Raw genomic sequence first — 16,183 nt, 5'->3', positions numbered from 1 at the left:
CACACACTAACCGGGAGCCGTCGATGGCGAAGAAAGAAAGCATTCAAAAGCGCTTGCAGAAAGTGCGGCCGCCCCGCGTCCAACTGACGTACGAGGTCGAACGGGGCGATGCGATCGAGATCAAGGAACTGCCGTTCGTCGTCGGAGTCGTCGGCGATCTGGCGGGGCAATCGGAAGTCGAGCAGCCGAAGCTGCGCGATCGCAAGTTCGTCAACATCGACCGCGACAACTTCGACGACGTGATGAAGGCGATCGAGCCGCGCGCCACGTTCCAGGTGGAGAACCGCCTGAGCGAGGCGGGCGGCAAGTTCGCGGTCGATCTGAAGTTCCGCTCGATCAACGATTTCAATCCGGACGAGGTCGTCGGGCAGGTCGAGCCGTTGCGGCGCCTGCTCGAGGCGCGCTCGAAGCTCGCCGACCTGCGCAACAAGCTGGCCGGCAACGACAAGCTCGAAGACCTGCTGAGCGAAGTGCTGTCGAACACGCAGCAGCTCGAAGCGCTGAAGAAGAGCGCGGACGGCGGCGACAAGCAGGGTGAATGAGTAACGGGGTGGTGAAATGAACCAGCAAACGGCTGCGGCCCAATCGACCGGCGCTCAAGTCGGCGCGCAATCCTCGCTGCTCGACGAGATCGTCGAGAAGAGCAAGGTCGCTAAATCCGAATCCGAGCATGCGCGCGCGAAGGACCTGATCGGCGAACTCGTCCATCAGGTGCTCGACGGCACGGTGGTCGTGTCGGACAACCTGTCGGCGACGATCGACGCGCGCGTCGCGGAGCTCGACCGCCTGATTTCGTCGCAGCTCTCGGCCGTGATGCACGCGGCGGAGTTCCAGCGTCTCGAAAGCACGTGGCGCGGGCTCGACTATCTGGTGAAGGAAAGCAACACCGGTTCGACGATCAAGATCAAGGCACTGCACGCGCCGAAGCGCGATCTCGTGCGCGACTTCAAGAACGCGACCGAGTTCGACCAGAGCGCGCTCTTCAAGAAGGTCTACGAAGAAGAGTTCGGCACGTTCGGCGGCTCGCCGTTCGGCGTGCTGGTGGGCGATTACGAGATCTCGCGCCAGCCGGAAGACCTGTACTTCGTCGAGCAGATGTCGCATGTCGCGGCGGCCGCGCACGCGCCGTTCGTCGCGTCGGCGGCGCCCGAGCTGCTCGGCCTCGAATCGTTCGCCGATCTGGGCAAGCCGCGCGATCTCGGCAAGGTGTTCGACACCGTCGAATACGCGAAGTGGAAGTCGTTCCGCGATTCCGAGGATTCGCGCTACGTCGGCCTCACGCTGCCGCGCTTCCTCGGCCGCCTGCCGTTCAATCCGAAGGACGGCGCGATCGCGGAGGGCTTCAACTTCGTCGAGGACGTCGACGGCACCGATCACAACAAGTACCTGTGGTGCAATGCGTCGTGGGCGTTCGCCGCGCGCCTGACGGCCGCGTTCGACGACTTCGGCTGGTGTGCGGCGATTCGCGGCGTCGAAGGCGGCGGCCTCGTCGAGGATCTGCCGACGCACACGTTCAAGACCGATGACGGCGAAATCGCGCTCAAGTGCCCGACCGAGATCGCGATCACCGACCGCCGCGAGAAGGAGCTGAGCGACCTCGGCTTCATCCCGCTCGTGCATTGCAAGAATTCCGATTACGCCGCGTTCTTCGCCGCGCAGTCGGTGCAGAAACCCAAGAAATACAGCACCGACAGCGCCAATGCGAACGCCGTCCTGTCTGCTCAACTGCAGTACATCTTCTCGGTATCGCGCATCGCGCATTACCTGAAGGCGATGATGCGCGACAAGATCGGCAGCTTCGCGTCCGCGCAGAACGTCGAAACGTTCCTCAATCGCTGGATCTCGCAGTACGTGCTGCTCGACGACGACGCGACCCAGGAACAGAAAGCGCAGTTCCCGCTGCGCGAGGCCTCCGTACAAGTGTCAGAGATTCCGGGCAAGCCGGGTGCGTATCGTTCGGTCGCGTTCTTGCGTCCGCACTTCCAGCTCGACGAGTTGTCGATTTCTCTGCGCCTTGTCGCTGATCTGCCCAAACCGGCAAATTCATGAGCGAGCTGAGATCGCCCGGGCGGGCCGCCCGGGTAGGACGTTAAAACCACCTCTTTGGGGAGTCGAAAGACCATGTTACACATGCATCTGAAGTTCGGTAATCCGGCCATCAAAGGCGAGTCCGCGGACAAGGACCACGCCGGCTGGATCGAACTGAAATCCTGGGATCACTCGATCGTTCAGCCGCGTTCGGCAACCGCGTCGACCGCAGGCGGCCATACGGCAACGCGTTGCGAACACGGCGACATGGTGTTCACGAAGGAAATCGATTCGTCGAGCCCGTTGCTGTATCAGCACGCGTCGGGCGGCACCACGTTCGACGAGGTGACGATCGATTTCCTGCGCGCCGACGGCGAAGGCGAGCGCGTCAAGTATCTCGAGATCAAGCTGAAGTACGTGATCATCTCGAGCATCGCGCCGAGCGTGCAGAACGAAGGCCTGCCGATCGAGACCTTCTCGCTGAAGTACGCGGCGGTCCAGTGGAAGCAGACTCAGCAGAAGATCGGCGGCAACCAGGGCGGCAACACGCAGGGCGCCTGGAGCCTCACGAAGAACGACAAGACCTACGCGGTCTAAGTTCGACGCGGGAACGGGGCACGGTGCGTGCCCCGTTTTGCTTGGAGCCCGATGAAACGCTTCGAACCGAGCTTCCTCGACAAGCTGTTCGACGACGAACCGCATGTGCCGGCGCCAGCCGCGATGCGGCAATTGTCGCTGGAAGAGCTGAAGACCACGGTCGCGCGCGACGTCGAGGCGATCCTCAACACGCGCATCGCGCTGACCGAAGAAGATCTCGCCGCGCTGCCGGAATGCCGGCGCTCGGTGCTGACCTACGGGCTGAACGATTTCGCCGGCCTGAGCCTAGCGAGCCACTACGACCGCACGTTCATCTGCAAGTCGATTCAGCAGGCGATCGCGCGGCACGAGCCGAGGCTGCAGCAGGTGTCGGTGACGTTCGAGCTGAACGAGCAGTCGACGAGCGCGCTCTATTTCGCGATCCAGGCGCTGCTCGTCGTGCATCCCGCCGAGGAGCCGGTGACCTTCGATGCGATGCTGCAGCCGTCGACGTTGCAATATTCGGTGACGCGTTCGCGCGCCGCCAAGGTGTGAGCCGTAGCGCGTGAGCCGCCGGGCGCCGCGCGGCAACGAGAAGCCCGGCACGAGAGCATCAAGGTTTCGGGGATCGTCGATGGAAGAGTTGTTGCCGTATTACGAACGCGAACTGTCGTTTCTGCGGCGCTATTCGCCCGAATTCGCAAACCGATACCCGAAGATCGCCGCGCGTCTGTCGCAGGCGGGCGAGCATTGCGAGGATCCGCATGTCGAGCGAATGATCGAATCGTTCGCGCTGCTCGGCGCGCGGATCAACAAGAAGCTCGACGACGAGTATCCCGAATTCACCGAAGCGCTCGTCGAAGTCCTCTATCCGCATTATCTGCGGCCGTTCCCCTCATGCTCGATCGCGCAGTTCGGCGCGTCGCATGCGTTCGCCGAACTGACCGGGCCGCAGGTCGTCGAGCGCGGCACCGAGTTGAAGAGCCGCGCGATCCGCGGCGTGCAGTGCCGGTTCCGCACGGCGTACGACGTGACGCTCGCGCCGATCCGGCTTGCCGAGGCGCGCCACGGATCGATCGCCGCGGCGCCCGCCGCCGCCATGCTGCCCGGCAACGCGACGGGCGTGATCTCGATCGCGTTCGAATCGACGTCGCCGCAGCTCGACCTCGCGGCGCTGAAGCTCGGCAAGCTGCGCGCGCATCTGCACGGCGAGCAGTCGTTCGTCGCCGCGCTGACCGATTGCCTGTTCGCGCACGCGCTTGCGTGCTATGTCGAACCCGATCGCAGCGGCCGCTGGATCGCGCTCGGCAAGACGCCGTTCGAACACGCGGGATTCGACGAGGCCGACGCGCTGATCGACTATCCGGCCCGCTCGCACCCGGCCTATCGGCTGCTGACCGAATACTTCGCATTCCCGGACAAATTCAACTTCGTCGACTTCGACCTGAGCGCGCTCACGCAGCGCGCCGGGCGTTGCCGGCAACTGACGCTGCATATCGCGCTGCGCGACGTGCGCAGCGATTCGCACGTCGCGCGGCTGCTCGACTTGCTGAGTGCGAGCCACTTCCGGCTTTTCTGCACGCCGGTCGTCAACCTGTTCCGCCAGCACGGCGAGCCGATCCGGATCGACCATCGGGCGGTATCGTATCCGGTGATCGGCGACGCGCGCCGCGCGTTCGCGTACGAGGTGTATTCGATCGATTCGGTGCACCTCGTGCGGCAGCGCGCGGATCGCGAAACGGTCGTGGAATTCCGGCCGTTCTATTCGTTGCATCACGGCGAGACGGGGCAGGCCGGCCACTACTGGTTCGCGCGCCGCAACGACGACGTCGCGCGCAAGAGCCCCGGTTACGAAACCGAGATTTCGGTCGTCGACGTCGATTTCGAGCCGGGCGCGCCGCAAACCGACACGCTGAGCCTCGACCTCACCTGCACGAACCGCGACTTGCCGGCCGCGCTCGCGACGGGGCTCGACGGCGGCGATCTGTTCATCGAAGGCGATGCTCAGCGCGGCCCGATCGCACTGCTGCGCCGGCCCACGCCGAGCGCGCGCTTCGAGCGCGGCCACGCCGCGCACTGGCGACTCGTGTCGCATCTCGCGCTCAATCACGTGTCGCTTGCCGAAGAAGGGCTCGCCGCGCTGAAGGAGGTGCTCGTGCTGTACGATCTGAGACGCTCCGCGGTGTCGACGCGCCACATCGACGGAATCGTCGGCATCGAGCAGAGGAGCGCCGTGCAGTGGCTGCCGGGCAAGCCGTTTGCGACGTTCGTGCGCGGCGTCGAGATCCGGCTCGCGATCGACGACGAGCATTTCGTCGGCTCGAGCCTCGCGACCTTCGTGCGGATGATCGACGCCTTCTTCGGGCTGTACGTGCACCTCAACAGCTTTGTTCAACTGATCGTCGTGTCCAGGCGCACCGGCGAGGAGATCATGCGATGCAAACCGCGCAGCGGCGAATCGATCCTGGCGTAGTCGAGCGGCTGCTCGACGAGCCGCATCGCTTCGAATTCTTCCAGGCGGTGCGGCTGCTCGAGACCTGGTTCGCGAAGCGCCATCCGCAGCGCCATGCGGCAAGACGGCCGGGCGAGATCGTCGCGCGGCGGATCGGCTTTCGCAATACGCTGTCGCTCGGCTTTCCGCCGAGCGAGATCGAGCGCGCGCAGTCGTACGACGAAGCGGGCGACGCGCTGAAGGACGATTCGCAGCGCAACGCGGCGGTGGAGGCGGGCGCGCTGTCGCGCGTGGAGCTCACGCCGGCGTTCTTCGGGCTGCTGGGCGGCCAGGGCGCGCTGCCGCTGCATTACACCGAGCAGATCATCGCGCGCGAGCAGTTGAAGCGCGATCACGCCGCGCGCGCGTTCTTCGACGTCTTCTCGAACCGCGCGACCGCGCTGTTCTACTCGGCGTGGAAGAAGTACCGGCTGCCGCTGCATTACGAGCTCGACCGCGACGAGCGCTATCTGCCGCTCTTGCTCGCGCTCGCGGGCGTGTCGAACGACGATGCGCGCTCGACCGTGCAGCAGGGCCGCGGCGTGCTGCTCGACGAAGCGATCGCCGGCTACGCGCTCGCCGCGCGGCATCGGCCGGTATCGGCCGCGTATCTGCAGCGCACGCTGTCCGAGTATTTCTGCGTGCCGATTCGCATCGAGCAGTTCGTCGGCAAGTGGTACGACGTGCCGTCCGATCAACTGAGCGTGCTCGGCGACGTGAACGTGACGCTCGGCGCGACGGCGCTCGTCGGCGAACGCGTGTGGCAGCGCGACATGCGCGCGCGGCTCGTCGTCGGCCCGCTGTCGAAGCGCGACTACGAAGCGTTCCTGCCCGGCGAGGAGCGCGCGATCGCGCTCGAGCGGATGCTGACGCTGCTCGCCGGCGTGACGCTCGAATACGAGGTGTCGCTCGTGCTGCGCCGCACGGAAGTCGGCGCGAGCGTCCTCGGCGCGGGCGCGCGGCTCGGCTGGGATGCGTTCCTCTGTACGCGCGAAGCCGAGCGCGATCGCGCCGACGCGCGCTACGAGCTGCACGTCATTCATTGATAACAACGATCGAACCTGAGTGGACCGTAACCGATGAGCACGCCCCTGAAGACCCTGATCGCGAAACTGAATCCGGTGTGCCGGAAGGCCGCCGAGCGCGCCGCCAGCCACTGCTTCGCACGCGGTCACTACGAAGTGGATCTCGAACACCTGTTTCTCGCGCTGCTCGACGAATCGACCGGCGACGTGCCCCTCGTGCTGCGCGCGAGCGGCGTCGATCCGCACGCGCTGCGCGCGGATCTCGAACGCGAGCTCGAAGGACTGAAGACGGGCAACACGCGCACGCCGGTGTTCTCGGTGCATCTGACCGAGCTGTTCGAGCAGGCGTGGCTCATCGCGTCGCTCGATTCGCAGATCGGCCGGATTCGCTCGGGCCATCTGCTGCTTGCGCTGCTGACGGGGCCGGATCTCGCGCAGTTCGCGCAGCGGATGTCGTCGCAGTTCGCGCGCGTGCGCGTCGACGATCTGAAGCACAAGTTCGACGAGATCGTCGCGGGCTCGGCCGAAGCCGAGCCGCGGCAGGCCGATGCCGACGGGGCGGCGCCGGACGGTGCGGCCGCGTCGGGCGGCGCGCCGCGCGGCCCGTCGAAGACGCCGGCGCTCGACACGTACACGACGAACCTCACGCAGCGCGCGCGCGAAGGCAGGATCGACCCGGTGATCGGCCGCGACGCGGAGATTCGCCAGGCAATCGACATCCTGATGCGCCGCCGGCAGAACAATCCGATCATGACGGGCGAGGCGGGCGTCGGCAAGACGGCCGTCGTCGAAGGGCTCGCGCTGCGGATCGCGGCCGACGACGTGCCGCCGCCGCTTCGCGGCGTCGCGCTGCACGTGCTCGACATGGGCCTCCTGCAGGCGGGCGCGAGCGTGAAGGGCGAGTTCGAGAATCGCCTGAAGAGCGTGATCGACGAAGTGAAGAAGAGCGCGCATCCGATCATTCTCTTCATCGACGAAGCGCACACGATCATCGGCGCGGGCGGGCAGGCGGGCCAGAACGACGCGGCGAACCTGCTGAAGCCGGCGCTCGCGCGCGGCGAGCTGCGCACGATCGCGGCGACGACGTGGAGCGAATACAAGAAGTACTTCGAAAAGGACGCGGCGCTCGCGCGGCGCTTCCAGGTCGTGAAGATCGAGGAGCCGAGCGAGCCGCTCGCCGCCGCGATGCTGCGCGGGATGGCGGGGCTGATGGAACAGCACTTCAGCGTGCGGATTCTCGACGACGCGATCACCGAGGCGGTGCGGCTGTCGCATCGCTACATCAGCGGCCGCCAACTGCCGGACAAGGCGATCAGCGTGCTCGACACCGCGTGCGCGAAGGTCGCGCTCGCGCACAGCGCGACGCCTGCCGCGATCGACGATGCGAAAAAGCGCATCGAGCGGATCGACGCGGAGATCGCGGCGCTCGAGCGTGAGGCCGCGAGCGGCGCCGTGCACGATGAGCGCCTCGCCGAGTTGCGCGACGCGCGCGAAGCCGATCTGAAGGCGCTTGCCGACGACGAGGCGCGCTATGAAGAGGAGCGCGCGCTCGTGACCGAAATCGGCGCGCTGCGCGCCGAGCTCGACGCCGCGCGCGAGCCGTCCGCCGACGGCCGGCCGGCCGACGTCGACGCGACGCGCGCGAAACTCGCCGAGCGTGTCGGCGCATTGCGCGCGCTGCAGGGCAACCGGCCGATGGTGCCGCTGCAGGTCGACGGCCATGTCGTCGCGGAAATCGTCGCGTCGTGGACGGGCATTCCGCTCGGCCGGATGGTGAAGGACGAGATCGAGACCGTGCTCAATCTGCGCGAGCTGCTCGGCGCGCGCGTGATCGGCCAGGACCACGCGCTCGATGCGATCGCGCAGCGCGTGCGCACCGCGACCGCGAACCTCGAGGACCCGAACAAGCCGCGCGGCGTGTTCATGTTCGTCGGGCCGTCGGGCGTCGGCAAGACCGAGACCGCGCTCGCGCTCGCCGACGTGCTGTACGGCGGCGAACGCAAGATGATCACGATCAACATGAGCGAGTATCAGGAGGCGCACAGCGTGTCGGGCCTGAAGGGCTCGCCGCCCGGCTACGTCGGCTACGGCGAGGGCGGCGTGCTGACGGAAGCGGTGCGCCGCAATCCGTATTCGGTCGTGCTGCTCGACGAAGTCGAGAAGGCGCATCCGGACGTGCTCGAGATGTTCTTCCAGGTGTTCGACAAGGGCGCGATGGACGACGCCGAAGGCCGCGAGATCGACTTCCGCAATACGCTGATCATCCTGACGTCGAACGTCGGCTCGTCGGCGGTGATGCAGGTGTGCCTGAACAAGGCGCCGGAAGAGCTGCCCGACGCCGAGACGCTCGCCGAGACGCTGCGCCCGCAGCTCTACAAGACCTTCAAGCCCGCGTTCCTCGGCCGGATGAAGGTGATTCCGTACTATCCGATCTCCGACGACGTGCTCGCCGAGATCATCGAGCTGAAGCTCGAACGGATTCGCCGCCGGATCGAAGCGAACCACAAGGCCGCGTTCGAATGGGACGAGTCGCTCGTCGACGCCGTGCTCGCGCGCTGCACCGAAGTCGATTCGGGCGCGCGCAACGTCGATCACATCCTGAACGGCACGCTGCTGCCGGAGATTGCCGAGCACGTGCTGTCGCGCATCGCCGACGGCGCGGCGATCGCGCGGATCGCCGCGCGCGCGGCCGAGACGGGCGAGTTCGAGTACACGGTCGAGTAAGGCCGGCGCGCGGCGCGCGCGTCACGCGCCGCGCGTATCTTCACGCAACGATGGACGCCGCAACGCACTGACATAGCATTCGACCATGCCGATCAACCTCTCCGAGCTGCTGACGCCGATCAGCGAAGCGTCGCCGTGCGGCGACGATCTCCTCTTCTCCGCCGAATTCGACGCGATTCAGCACGCGCGCAAGTTCGACGATCCGTCGCTCGACCAGGGCGAATGGATCACCGACATCAAGGAAGCGGACTGGAGCTTCGTCGTCGAGCAATCGAGCGCGCTGTTGCGCGAGCGCACCAAGGATCTGCGGCTCGCGGTGTGGCTGACCGAGGCGCTCGCGCTCGAGGATGGCATCGGCGGGCTCACGCAGGGCTACGCACTGCTCACGAGCCTTTGCCGGCAATTCTGGGATCACGTGCACCCGCTGCCCGACGGCGACGACGCCGAGTACCGGCTCGGCAACATCGCGTGGCTCGCCGGGCGCACGGTCGAGCTGCTGCGCGCGGTGCCGCTCACCGACGGCGCGTCGAACGCGTTCAGCGAGCTCGACTGGGACGTCGCGCAACACGTCGCGCAGGCGATCCGGCGCGATCCCGAGCAGGCGAGCGAGATCGCGCGCGGCAAGCCGTCGGTCGAGCAGATCGAGGCGTCGAAGCGGATGACGTCCGTCGCGTTCTATGCGCGGCTGCTCGGCGAGCTGAAAACGTTCCAGGCGGCGCTCGACGCGCTCGAGCAGGAACTCGGCCAGCGCGCGGGCGACGCGGCGCCGAGCTTTCGGCAGGCGCGCGACGCGTACGACACCGTCTACCGGCTCGCCGAGCGCTTCGCGAAGGAGCAGGGCTACTCGGCCGACGCGCAGCCGCAGGCCGTCGCGCCGAATGCGCCGGGCGCGTCGCAAGAGCGCGCGGAGCCGAGCTTCAAGACGCCGCTTCATTCGGAGGACCCCGTGCAGAGACACGCACACGCGCCGTCCGCGCCCGCGCCGCTCGTGATCGCCGGCATCCAGAATCGTGCGCAGGCGGTCGAGCAGTTGCGCGCGGTCGCGAAGTATTTCCGCGGGACCGAGCCGCACAGCCCGGTCGCGTACCTCGCCGACAAGGCGGCCGAGTGGGCGGACATGCCGCTGCATCAATGGCTCGCGTCGGTCGTCAAGGACGACGGCTCGCTCGCGCATATCCGCGAGCTGCTCGGCCTGAAGCCGGACGACAACGCGTGAGCGCAGGCCGGCCCGCGTCGGCCGGCCGCGAAAAAAAGCGACGGAGAGGTCCCGAGGGATCATCCGTCGCTTTCTTGTATTTTCTTTTTGCATTTCCGTATCGACGATGCGCCGATGACGGCGATGGCATCGATATCGCGGATGTCGTCGATGTGGGGCGTGCGGGCGGCGCGCCGCTTACTGCCCCGCGCGGAATTCGATCCGGCGGTTGCGCGCGCGCCCGTCGGCCGAGTCGTTCGACGCGATCGGCTGGTCGGGGCCGACGCCCGTCGTCGTCAGTTGCTGCGACGCGATGCCCTTCGCCACCAGATAGCCCTTCACCGCATCCGCGCGCGCCTGGCTGAGCGCGATGTTCGACGTGCGATTGCCCGAATTGTCGGTGTGGCCGATGATCTCGACCGTCCGGTTCGACATCTTCGCGAGCGCGGCCGCCATCTGGTCGAGAATCGCGCGGCCTTGCGGCGTGAGCGTCGCGCTGCCGGTCTCGAACTCGATCGTGCGGTTCGCGAGCGTCTGGTCGAGGAGACCCTGCTCGGACGCGCTCACGCGCAACCCGTTCTTGATCGTGTAGGTCGGGTTCAGCGCGTTCGCCATGTCGCTCGCGAGCTGCTGCCGCTGCGCTTCGTTGCGCACTTCGCCCTTCACGTCGATCTGCGTGCCGTCGATCTTCAACTGTCCCTTGCTGATCTGCTTCAGTTGCGGGCCGATCAGCTTCTGGACGTTCGCTGACCAGTTCGGCGGCGTCGCGACGTCGCCGACTTCGATCTGGTCGACGACGTTCGCGGCGCCGTACGTGTCGCGCAGGCGCTGCAGCACGGCGGCCTTCGTCGCTTCGTCGGCGACCTTGCCGCCGGCGACGACCTGGCCCGGCGTCGCATTCGCCGGCGGCGGCGACGCCACGGCCGCGCCCGCGTGCGCGGCCGCGCCGTTTGCCACCGCGGCGGGCGCGGCGAGCGGCGTTGCTTTCACGGGCACGCCGCCCGCGTCGATCGGCGTGACGGTTGCGGGGCCGACGTTGTCGGCGCGCGCGGCGCCGCCCAGCGTGCCGCCGAGCGCGAGCGCGGCGAGCACGAGTGCGAAACGGGAAGCGGGACGGGAGGAGAGGCGCGGCTTCGTCATCGCATCACGCTCCGGCGAATGCTTCGCGGAACGTGTCGATGCACACGCGCAGCGACAGTTGCGGTTGATCGAGATAACTGACGAGCTTGCTGATCCCATGGTCGTTTTGCGCATGTGCGTCGATCCATTCCGGATCGTCGATGTCGATGTTGTGTTCGGCGTAAGTCTGGGGATCGACCACGCTGTGCAGGGTCTTCGCGGACGCGCCGTTGAAGCCGATGATGAGCCGCTCGCGCTCGGCGATCGTGCCGATGAAGATCGCGAGCTCGAAGTCGGCGCGCGACACGAACGGCGCGACGAGCTCGAGCCAGAACGCGGCGACGAGGCTCCGGTAGAACGGATCGGTCGGCAGCGGCAGCGTGAGCCCGCGCTCGATGTGCGACGTGCCGCTTTGCATCACCGGGCGCAGCAGCGAGCCGAGCGCGAGCATCGCGCCGCGCAGCTTCACCGGATGGCCGCTCGCGAGCAGCATCTGCTCGAGGCCGAAGAGGGTCTGGTGCTCGATGAAATCGTTGAACGTGCCGTCGTGCGCGCTGCCCGGGCCGCCCGTGTCGATCGGCACCTGCGTGTCGCCGAGCGCCTGCAGCGCGCCGGGCGGCTCCTGCGGGCCGAGGAGCGACTGCATCTGCGCGGCGGCGCGCGACCAGAGCCGCGCGAACGCGAGCGGGCTGCGCGCAAGGAACGTGAGCGGCCGCTCGACTTCGAGCGCCGTCGCGGCGAGGAACGGGAAGCGCCGGTTCGATGCGTCGTGGCTCGCGATCATGTGGCCCGCGATCGCGAGCCGGCTCTTCGAGCCGAGAAACGCGAAGTGCATCGGCTTCGCGCTTTCGTAGACGATCTTCCAGCGCGGGTCGTCGGCGAGGAGCTCCATCGCGCGCGCGATCCAGTGGTCGAGCGTCTGCAGCAACTGCGGGTTGTGCGCGCTCTTCACGAAGTCGCCGCGCGACGGGATCTTGCCGAAGTAGGCGATCTGGGCCTGGACCGTTTGCGTCATTGCGCCCCCTGTGCGTTCGATGCGGAAGCCGTCGCGACGGCGGCCTGCGGGGCCGCGGCCGCGGCGCCCGAGCCGGGCTGCGCCGTTGCATTGGCCGCGCCGCCCGCGCTCGCGTCGGCGACCGACGACGGCAGGCGCAGGCCGCGCAGGCTCTGCTGCTGCGGCTGATCGCCGCCGCCGCCCGTCGGTTGCGACGTGCTGATGATGCGCATCGTCACCGACACGCTGACGTTGCCTTGCGTCCACGTCAGATCGAACGTGCCGTCCGGACGGCGCTTGCGCTGCGCCGAGTTGATCAGTTTCTCGAGGCCGTAGCGGCCCGGCTCGTTGACGAGCTGCACCGTGCGGCCGTCGAATGTCGTCGCGGACAGCGTCGCGCCGGGCGAGCCCTGCGGGTTCGGCCACACGAAGTTCATCCATTGCGGCGGCGTGTTGCGGTAGCGCAGTTGCTGGCCGTCGATCGCGATCGTGTACTCGGTCGTGCCGCTGCTCGGCTGCGGCAACACCTGGAACACGGTCTGCGGCTCGGACGACGCGCCTGCGCTCGTCGCCGCGCCGCCCGCGAGCGGCGCGACCCAGCGCGCGAAGCCGCTCGTGAAGTCCGGCGTGAGCACGAGGCCCATGTCGCCCCAGGTGCGCGCGGACAGCGTGTCGCCGCGGCGCACCGCGAGCGGCCCGAGCGTCGTGCCGACGAACTTCGCGATCGAGCCGTCGGGGCCGAACACCTGCGCGATCTCGCCCGCGCCCGCTTCCACCTTCGCGCCCGCCGCAAACGGATACTTGTTCGCGAGCGAGTTCTGGAACGGCTGGTACACCTGCGCGTTCCACACCTTGTTCACCTCGACGCTCGCCGGCTGGATCACGACCGCGAACGCCTGCATCAGCGGCCGCACGAGGAGCGGACGCAGCGCCTTGCGTTGCGAATCGGTCAGGCCCGTCAGCATCTGCTCGTCGACGAACTTCAGCGAATCGGCGAGCTCCGAGCCGTTGCCGTCGAGCGTCTGCTGCATCAACTGACGCGCGCCGGGGCCGGGGTCGCCCTGGTTCTTGATCACGTTGAAGCGCGTGCGGGCCTTCGACAGCGTGTCCATGTAGCCCTTGAGCATCGACGTGCCGTCGCGCGTCGCGACGATCCGGCCGAGCCCGACGAACTCCTGGCCGATCGGGCCCATCGGCACGTCGGCGGGATTGCCGTTGATGTCGACGTTCGCCGCGATCTGGCCGCCCGGCTGGCGCGTGAACCACCGCTTGACCCAGTTCACGACGCCCGTCTGCGCCTTCTTGATCGTCGCGTTCGCGAGCGACGGGTTGTCCCACGACGTCTGGTCGTACGCGGTCTCGAGCACCTTGCGGATCGGCGAATCCTGCGGGTCGCCGAGCTTGTTCATCGCGTCGACCGCCTGCGTGAAGTTGCCGAAGCCCTGCACCGCGATGCCCTGCATGAACTTCTGCCAGTGCTGCGCGTATTCGGTCTTGTACATCGCGACGAGCGTCTTCTGGATCTGCTCGGGGCTGCCCTCGAGCGTCAGGTCGTCGGCCGATGCGGTGTTCAGCACCCAGTCCTTCGCCTGCAGCTCCTTCGTCGCGGCGTCGCGGATCGCCGGCTGCACGTACTGGAACCACGCCTCGCGCGTGAACGTGCCGGGGATCGCGTAGCTGCCCGCGACGAGGCCCGTGTTGCCTTCGCCGACGATGCGCGCGATCGTCATCGGCGCGAAGCGGGTCGACGCGCGCGCCTTGATCTCTTCATACACGCGCTGGCGGGCCGGCATTCCGCGCACGACGTGGCGCAGGTTCTCGCGGGTCTGGTCGACGAGCGCGAGATTCGCCTCGATCATCGGCCAGTCGTTGTCGGACACGCGCGACAGGTAGAACGTGATCATCCGCTCCGCGCTCTTGATCATCTCGTCGCGCGGCATGTTGCCGCGATTCGTCTCGAGCCAGCCGCGCCAGAAGCGCGCGACCTGGTCGGTCAGGTGCGCCTGTTCGACGTGCCGCTTGTCGGACAGCATCAGGTAGGTCTTCAGCGCGTTGTACGCGTCCTCGACGTTGGTCGGCGACGCGTCGTTATAGAGGCCGCCCTGCTGCTGGCCCTGCGCGGCGGAGGAGGAGGGGGCCGCGCCCGGCGCCGCGGGATTCGTCGACACCGGCATCGGGCCCGCCGGCGTCGCGCCCGATTCGGGCGCGCGCGTCATCGGCGCGAGCTGGTCCGGATGCGCGTTCACGTCCTTCAGGAACGACGCGAGATTATCCGACACGGGGGCGAGCAGGATTTGCCGCACGCCGTTGTAGTATTCGGTCAACAGATGCTGCTCGAGCCGATTGCCCTGATACAGGCCGAGCGACACGGACAGCGGCTTGTCGCGGCGGAACTGCTCGAGCTGCTCGATCCGGTCCTCGAGGATGTCCATCGCCTGCAGGCGCGACTGCAGGTCGTTGCGGTTCTGCTGCAGACGGGTCACGTTGTCGAGGTCGGCCTGCACGTTCGAGACGAGCTGCTGGTTGCCGATCGTCGACCAGGTCCAGCCGCCGAGCGCGAGCGCGAGCGCCGCGACGAAGCCGAAGAACGTCGCGTAGCGCATGCGCGTCTTCGTCGGGCTCGCGAACTGGCGCACCGTCTGGCGGTCCGCGAAGATCACCTTCGAGAACAGGTCGCGCAGGAAGAAGCCGTTCTTCGAGAACGCGCTGTGCGGTTTCGGCAGGCTTTGCGAATCGAGGCCGAAGCGATTCGCGATCCGCTGCGCGGCCGCGCTGTTCGTTTCGCCTTCCTGCAGCGCGCTCGTGAAGTAGAAACCTCGGAAGATCGGCTTGTACTGGAACGGGTTGTCCTCGAACAGCGTCGCGAGGAACGAGCGCAGCGCGGGCTTGATCGTCGAGAATTCGAGCGGGAAGCTCAGTTGGCCGGGCGAAAGCTTGTTGCCGCGGCTGATCGACAGTTGCGCGACGCTGATTTCCTTCAGCCCGTCGTACAGTTCTTCGAAGCGCTGATCGAACAGCGCGACGACGTCGCGCTTCTCGTCCGGCTCGTACGGCAGCGTCGCGCCCCACACGCGGTCGTATTCCTGGCGATCGTTGCTGCTGAAGAATTCGGTGAAGCCCGTGATCAGATCGGCTTTCGTGAACATCACGTAGACGGGCGCGAACACTTCGAGCTTCTCGGTGAGCTCCTGCACGCGCTGGCGCAGGTTCTTCGCGAGATTGATCGCGAATTCGGGGCGGTTGCCCGTCAGCTCGGCGATGCTCGCCGTCACGATGATCCCGTTGATCGGCGCCTTCGGGCGATGGCGCTTGAGCAGATCGAGGAAGCCGAGCCATTCGCTGCGATCTTCCTCGTGCACCGAATAGCGGCCCGCGGTGTCGAGCAGGATGCCTTCCGTCGTGAAGAACCAGTCGCAGTTGCGCGTGCCGCCGATGCCGTGGATCACCGCGCTGTTCTTGTCTGCGAACGGAAACTGCAGCCCCGAGTTGATGACGGCGCTGCTCTTGCCCGCGGCCGGGTTGCCGATCACGATGTACCACGGCAGTTCGTACAACGCGGAGCCGCCCGACACCTGGCCGATCTTCGAAGTCTTGATCGTCTTCACCGTGTCGGCGAGGCGGGTGCGCAGCACGTCGAGGTCCGCCCGCTTCGCGGGCTCGGCCACGGCGGCGGATACCTTGCCGGTTTCGGCCTGCTGCTCGAGGATGTCGCCGAGCTGGCGGTTCGCGCGGCGCACGCGCCAGCGGCGCCAGAGCTTCGTCGCGAGCCAGAGCGCGAGCGCGGCGGCGAGCGCGACGGCCGCCCATACGAGGCCGATCTGTAGCGCATCGGCCGCGATGAACAGAACCGCCGCGAGCGCGGCGAAGCCGACGATCGTGAGCGTGCGAGGGTGAGTCAACACGTTGAGGAAGCGTTGCATAGGACGTTCAGGTTCCGGTGCGATTCAGATTCGATTCAGCGATGGGGTGACGGCGCGAAACGTGTGCGCCGCGCGATGGGCGCGCATCGACAAGCGTGACGGCGTCGGGTG

The 16,183-nt window shown here is 67.2% G+C and carries 11 protein-coding genes; 8 read left to right on the top strand and 3 right to left on the bottom strand.

What is annotated here, in order from left to right; all coding sequences use genetic code 11:
* The first annotated feature begins 23 nt into the window (after positions 1-23).
* From tssB to tssA, 8 genes are all read left to right on the top strand, one after another.
* On the top strand, positions 24-542 hold the full coding sequence (gene tssB, locus WT16_RS15320; RefSeq protein ID WP_006029385.1) for a type VI secretion system contractile sheath small subunit: 519 nt from the start codon (positions 24-26) through the stop codon (positions 540-542).
* 16 nt (positions 543-558) lie between these two features.
* Complete coding sequence (gene tssC / locus WT16_RS15315; RefSeq protein ID WP_063533630.1) at positions 559-2,049, top strand: type VI secretion system contractile sheath large subunit; 1,491 nt, start codon at positions 559-561, stop codon at positions 2,047-2,049.
* 72 nt (positions 2,050-2,121) lie between these two features.
* Positions 2,122-2,625, top strand: a complete 504-nt coding sequence (locus tag WT16_RS15310) for a type VI secretion system tube protein Hcp (RefSeq protein WP_006029387.1) — start codon at positions 2,122-2,124, stop codon at positions 2,623-2,625.
* A 51-nt stretch (positions 2,626-2,676) separates the two neighbouring features.
* Entirely contained in the window at positions 2,677-3,159 is a 483-nt protein-coding gene (gene tssE / locus WT16_RS15305; protein WP_006029388.1) for a type VI secretion system baseplate subunit TssE, read from the top strand.
* A gap of 79 nt (positions 3,160-3,238) precedes the next feature.
* A complete protein-coding gene (gene tssF, locus WT16_RS15300) occupies positions 3,239-5,077 on the top strand; it encodes a type VI secretion system baseplate subunit TssF (protein ID WP_063533629.1) in 1,839 nt (612 codons plus the stop codon).
* Positions 5,041-6,141, top strand: coding sequence for a type VI secretion system baseplate subunit TssG (gene tssG / locus WT16_RS15295; protein WP_059932461.1), 1,101 nt, complete (start codon positions 5,041-5,043; stop codon positions 6,139-6,141). The genes tssF and tssG overlap by 37 nt, the downstream gene beginning before the upstream one ends.
* 33 nt (positions 6,142-6,174) lie before the next feature.
* A complete protein-coding gene (gene tssH / locus WT16_RS15290) occupies positions 6,175-8,844 on the top strand; it encodes a type VI secretion system ATPase TssH (RefSeq protein ID WP_063533628.1) in 2,670 nt (889 codons plus the stop codon).
* An 85-nt stretch (positions 8,845-8,929) separates the two neighbouring features.
* On the top strand, positions 8,930-10,060 hold the full coding sequence (gene tssA / locus WT16_RS15285; protein WP_006029392.1) for a type VI secretion system protein TssA: 1,131 nt from the start codon (positions 8,930-8,932) through the stop codon (positions 10,058-10,060).
* A 177-nt stretch (positions 10,061-10,237) separates the two neighbouring features.
* Here the strand turns inward: tssA and WT16_RS15280 are convergent, their stop codons facing one another.
* From WT16_RS15280 to tssM, 3 genes are read right to left on the bottom strand one after another with little or no spacing between them, the layout of a single operon-like run.
* On the bottom strand, positions 10,238-11,179 hold the full coding sequence (locus WT16_RS15280) for an OmpA family protein (RefSeq protein ID WP_006029393.1): 942 nt from the start codon (positions 11,177-11,179) through the stop codon (positions 10,238-10,240).
* Positions 11,180-11,183: 4 nt separating this feature from the next.
* A complete protein-coding gene (gene tagF, locus WT16_RS15275; RefSeq protein ID WP_006029394.1) occupies positions 11,184-12,173 on the bottom strand; it encodes a type VI secretion system-associated protein TagF in 990 nt (329 codons plus the stop codon).
* Positions 12,170-16,072 carry a type VI secretion system membrane subunit TssM gene (tssM, locus tag WT16_RS15270; protein WP_063533627.1) on the bottom strand — a complete coding sequence of 1,301 codons (3,903 nt, stop codon included), beginning with the start codon at positions 16,070-16,072 and terminating at the stop codon, positions 12,170-12,172. The genes tagF and tssM overlap by 4 nt, the downstream gene beginning before the upstream one ends.
* Positions 16,073-16,183: the final 111 nt, after the last annotated feature.

The sequence above is a fragment of the Burkholderia sp. MSMB1589WGS genome, assembly GCF_001636105.1.
In the GTDB taxonomy this organism is placed as follows: domain Bacteria; phylum Pseudomonadota; class Gammaproteobacteria; order Burkholderiales; family Burkholderiaceae; genus Burkholderia; species Burkholderia humptydooensis.
The sequence above is the reverse complement of the archived record's forward strand: the minus strand, read 5'-3'. Positions and strand labels throughout refer to the sequence as shown.

Coding starts and splice junctions, on each gene's coding strand:
- tssB (WP_006029385.1), top strand. CDS start 24: ATGGCGAAGAAAGAAAGCATTCAAAAGCGCTTGCAGAAAGTGCGGCCG.
- tssC (WP_063533630.1), top strand. CDS start 559: ATGAACCAGCAAACGGCTGCGGCCCAATCGACCGGCGCTCAAGTCGGC.
- WT16_RS15310 (WP_006029387.1), top strand. CDS start 2,122: ATGTTACACATGCATCTGAAGTTCGGTAATCCGGCCATCAAAGGCGAG.
- tssE (WP_006029388.1), top strand. CDS start 2,677: ATGAAACGCTTCGAACCGAGCTTCCTCGACAAGCTGTTCGACGACGAA.
- tssF (WP_063533629.1), top strand. CDS start 3,239: ATGGAAGAGTTGTTGCCGTATTACGAACGCGAACTGTCGTTTCTGCGG.
- tssG (WP_059932461.1), top strand. CDS start 5,041: ATGCAAACCGCGCAGCGGCGAATCGATCCTGGCGTAGTCGAGCGGCTG.
- tssH (WP_063533628.1), top strand. CDS start 6,175: ATGAGCACGCCCCTGAAGACCCTGATCGCGAAACTGAATCCGGTGTGC.
- tssA (WP_006029392.1), top strand. CDS start 8,930: ATGCCGATCAACCTCTCCGAGCTGCTGACGCCGATCAGCGAAGCGTCG.
- WT16_RS15280 (WP_006029393.1), bottom strand. CDS start 11,179: ATGACGAAGCCGCGCCTCTCCTCCCGTCCCGCTTCCCGTTTCGCACTC.
- tagF (WP_006029394.1), bottom strand. CDS start 12,173: ATGACGCAAACGGTCCAGGCCCAGATCGCCTACTTCGGCAAGATCCCG.
- tssM (WP_063533627.1), bottom strand. CDS start 16,072: ATGCAACGCTTCCTCAACGTGTTGACTCACCCTCGCACGCTCACGATC.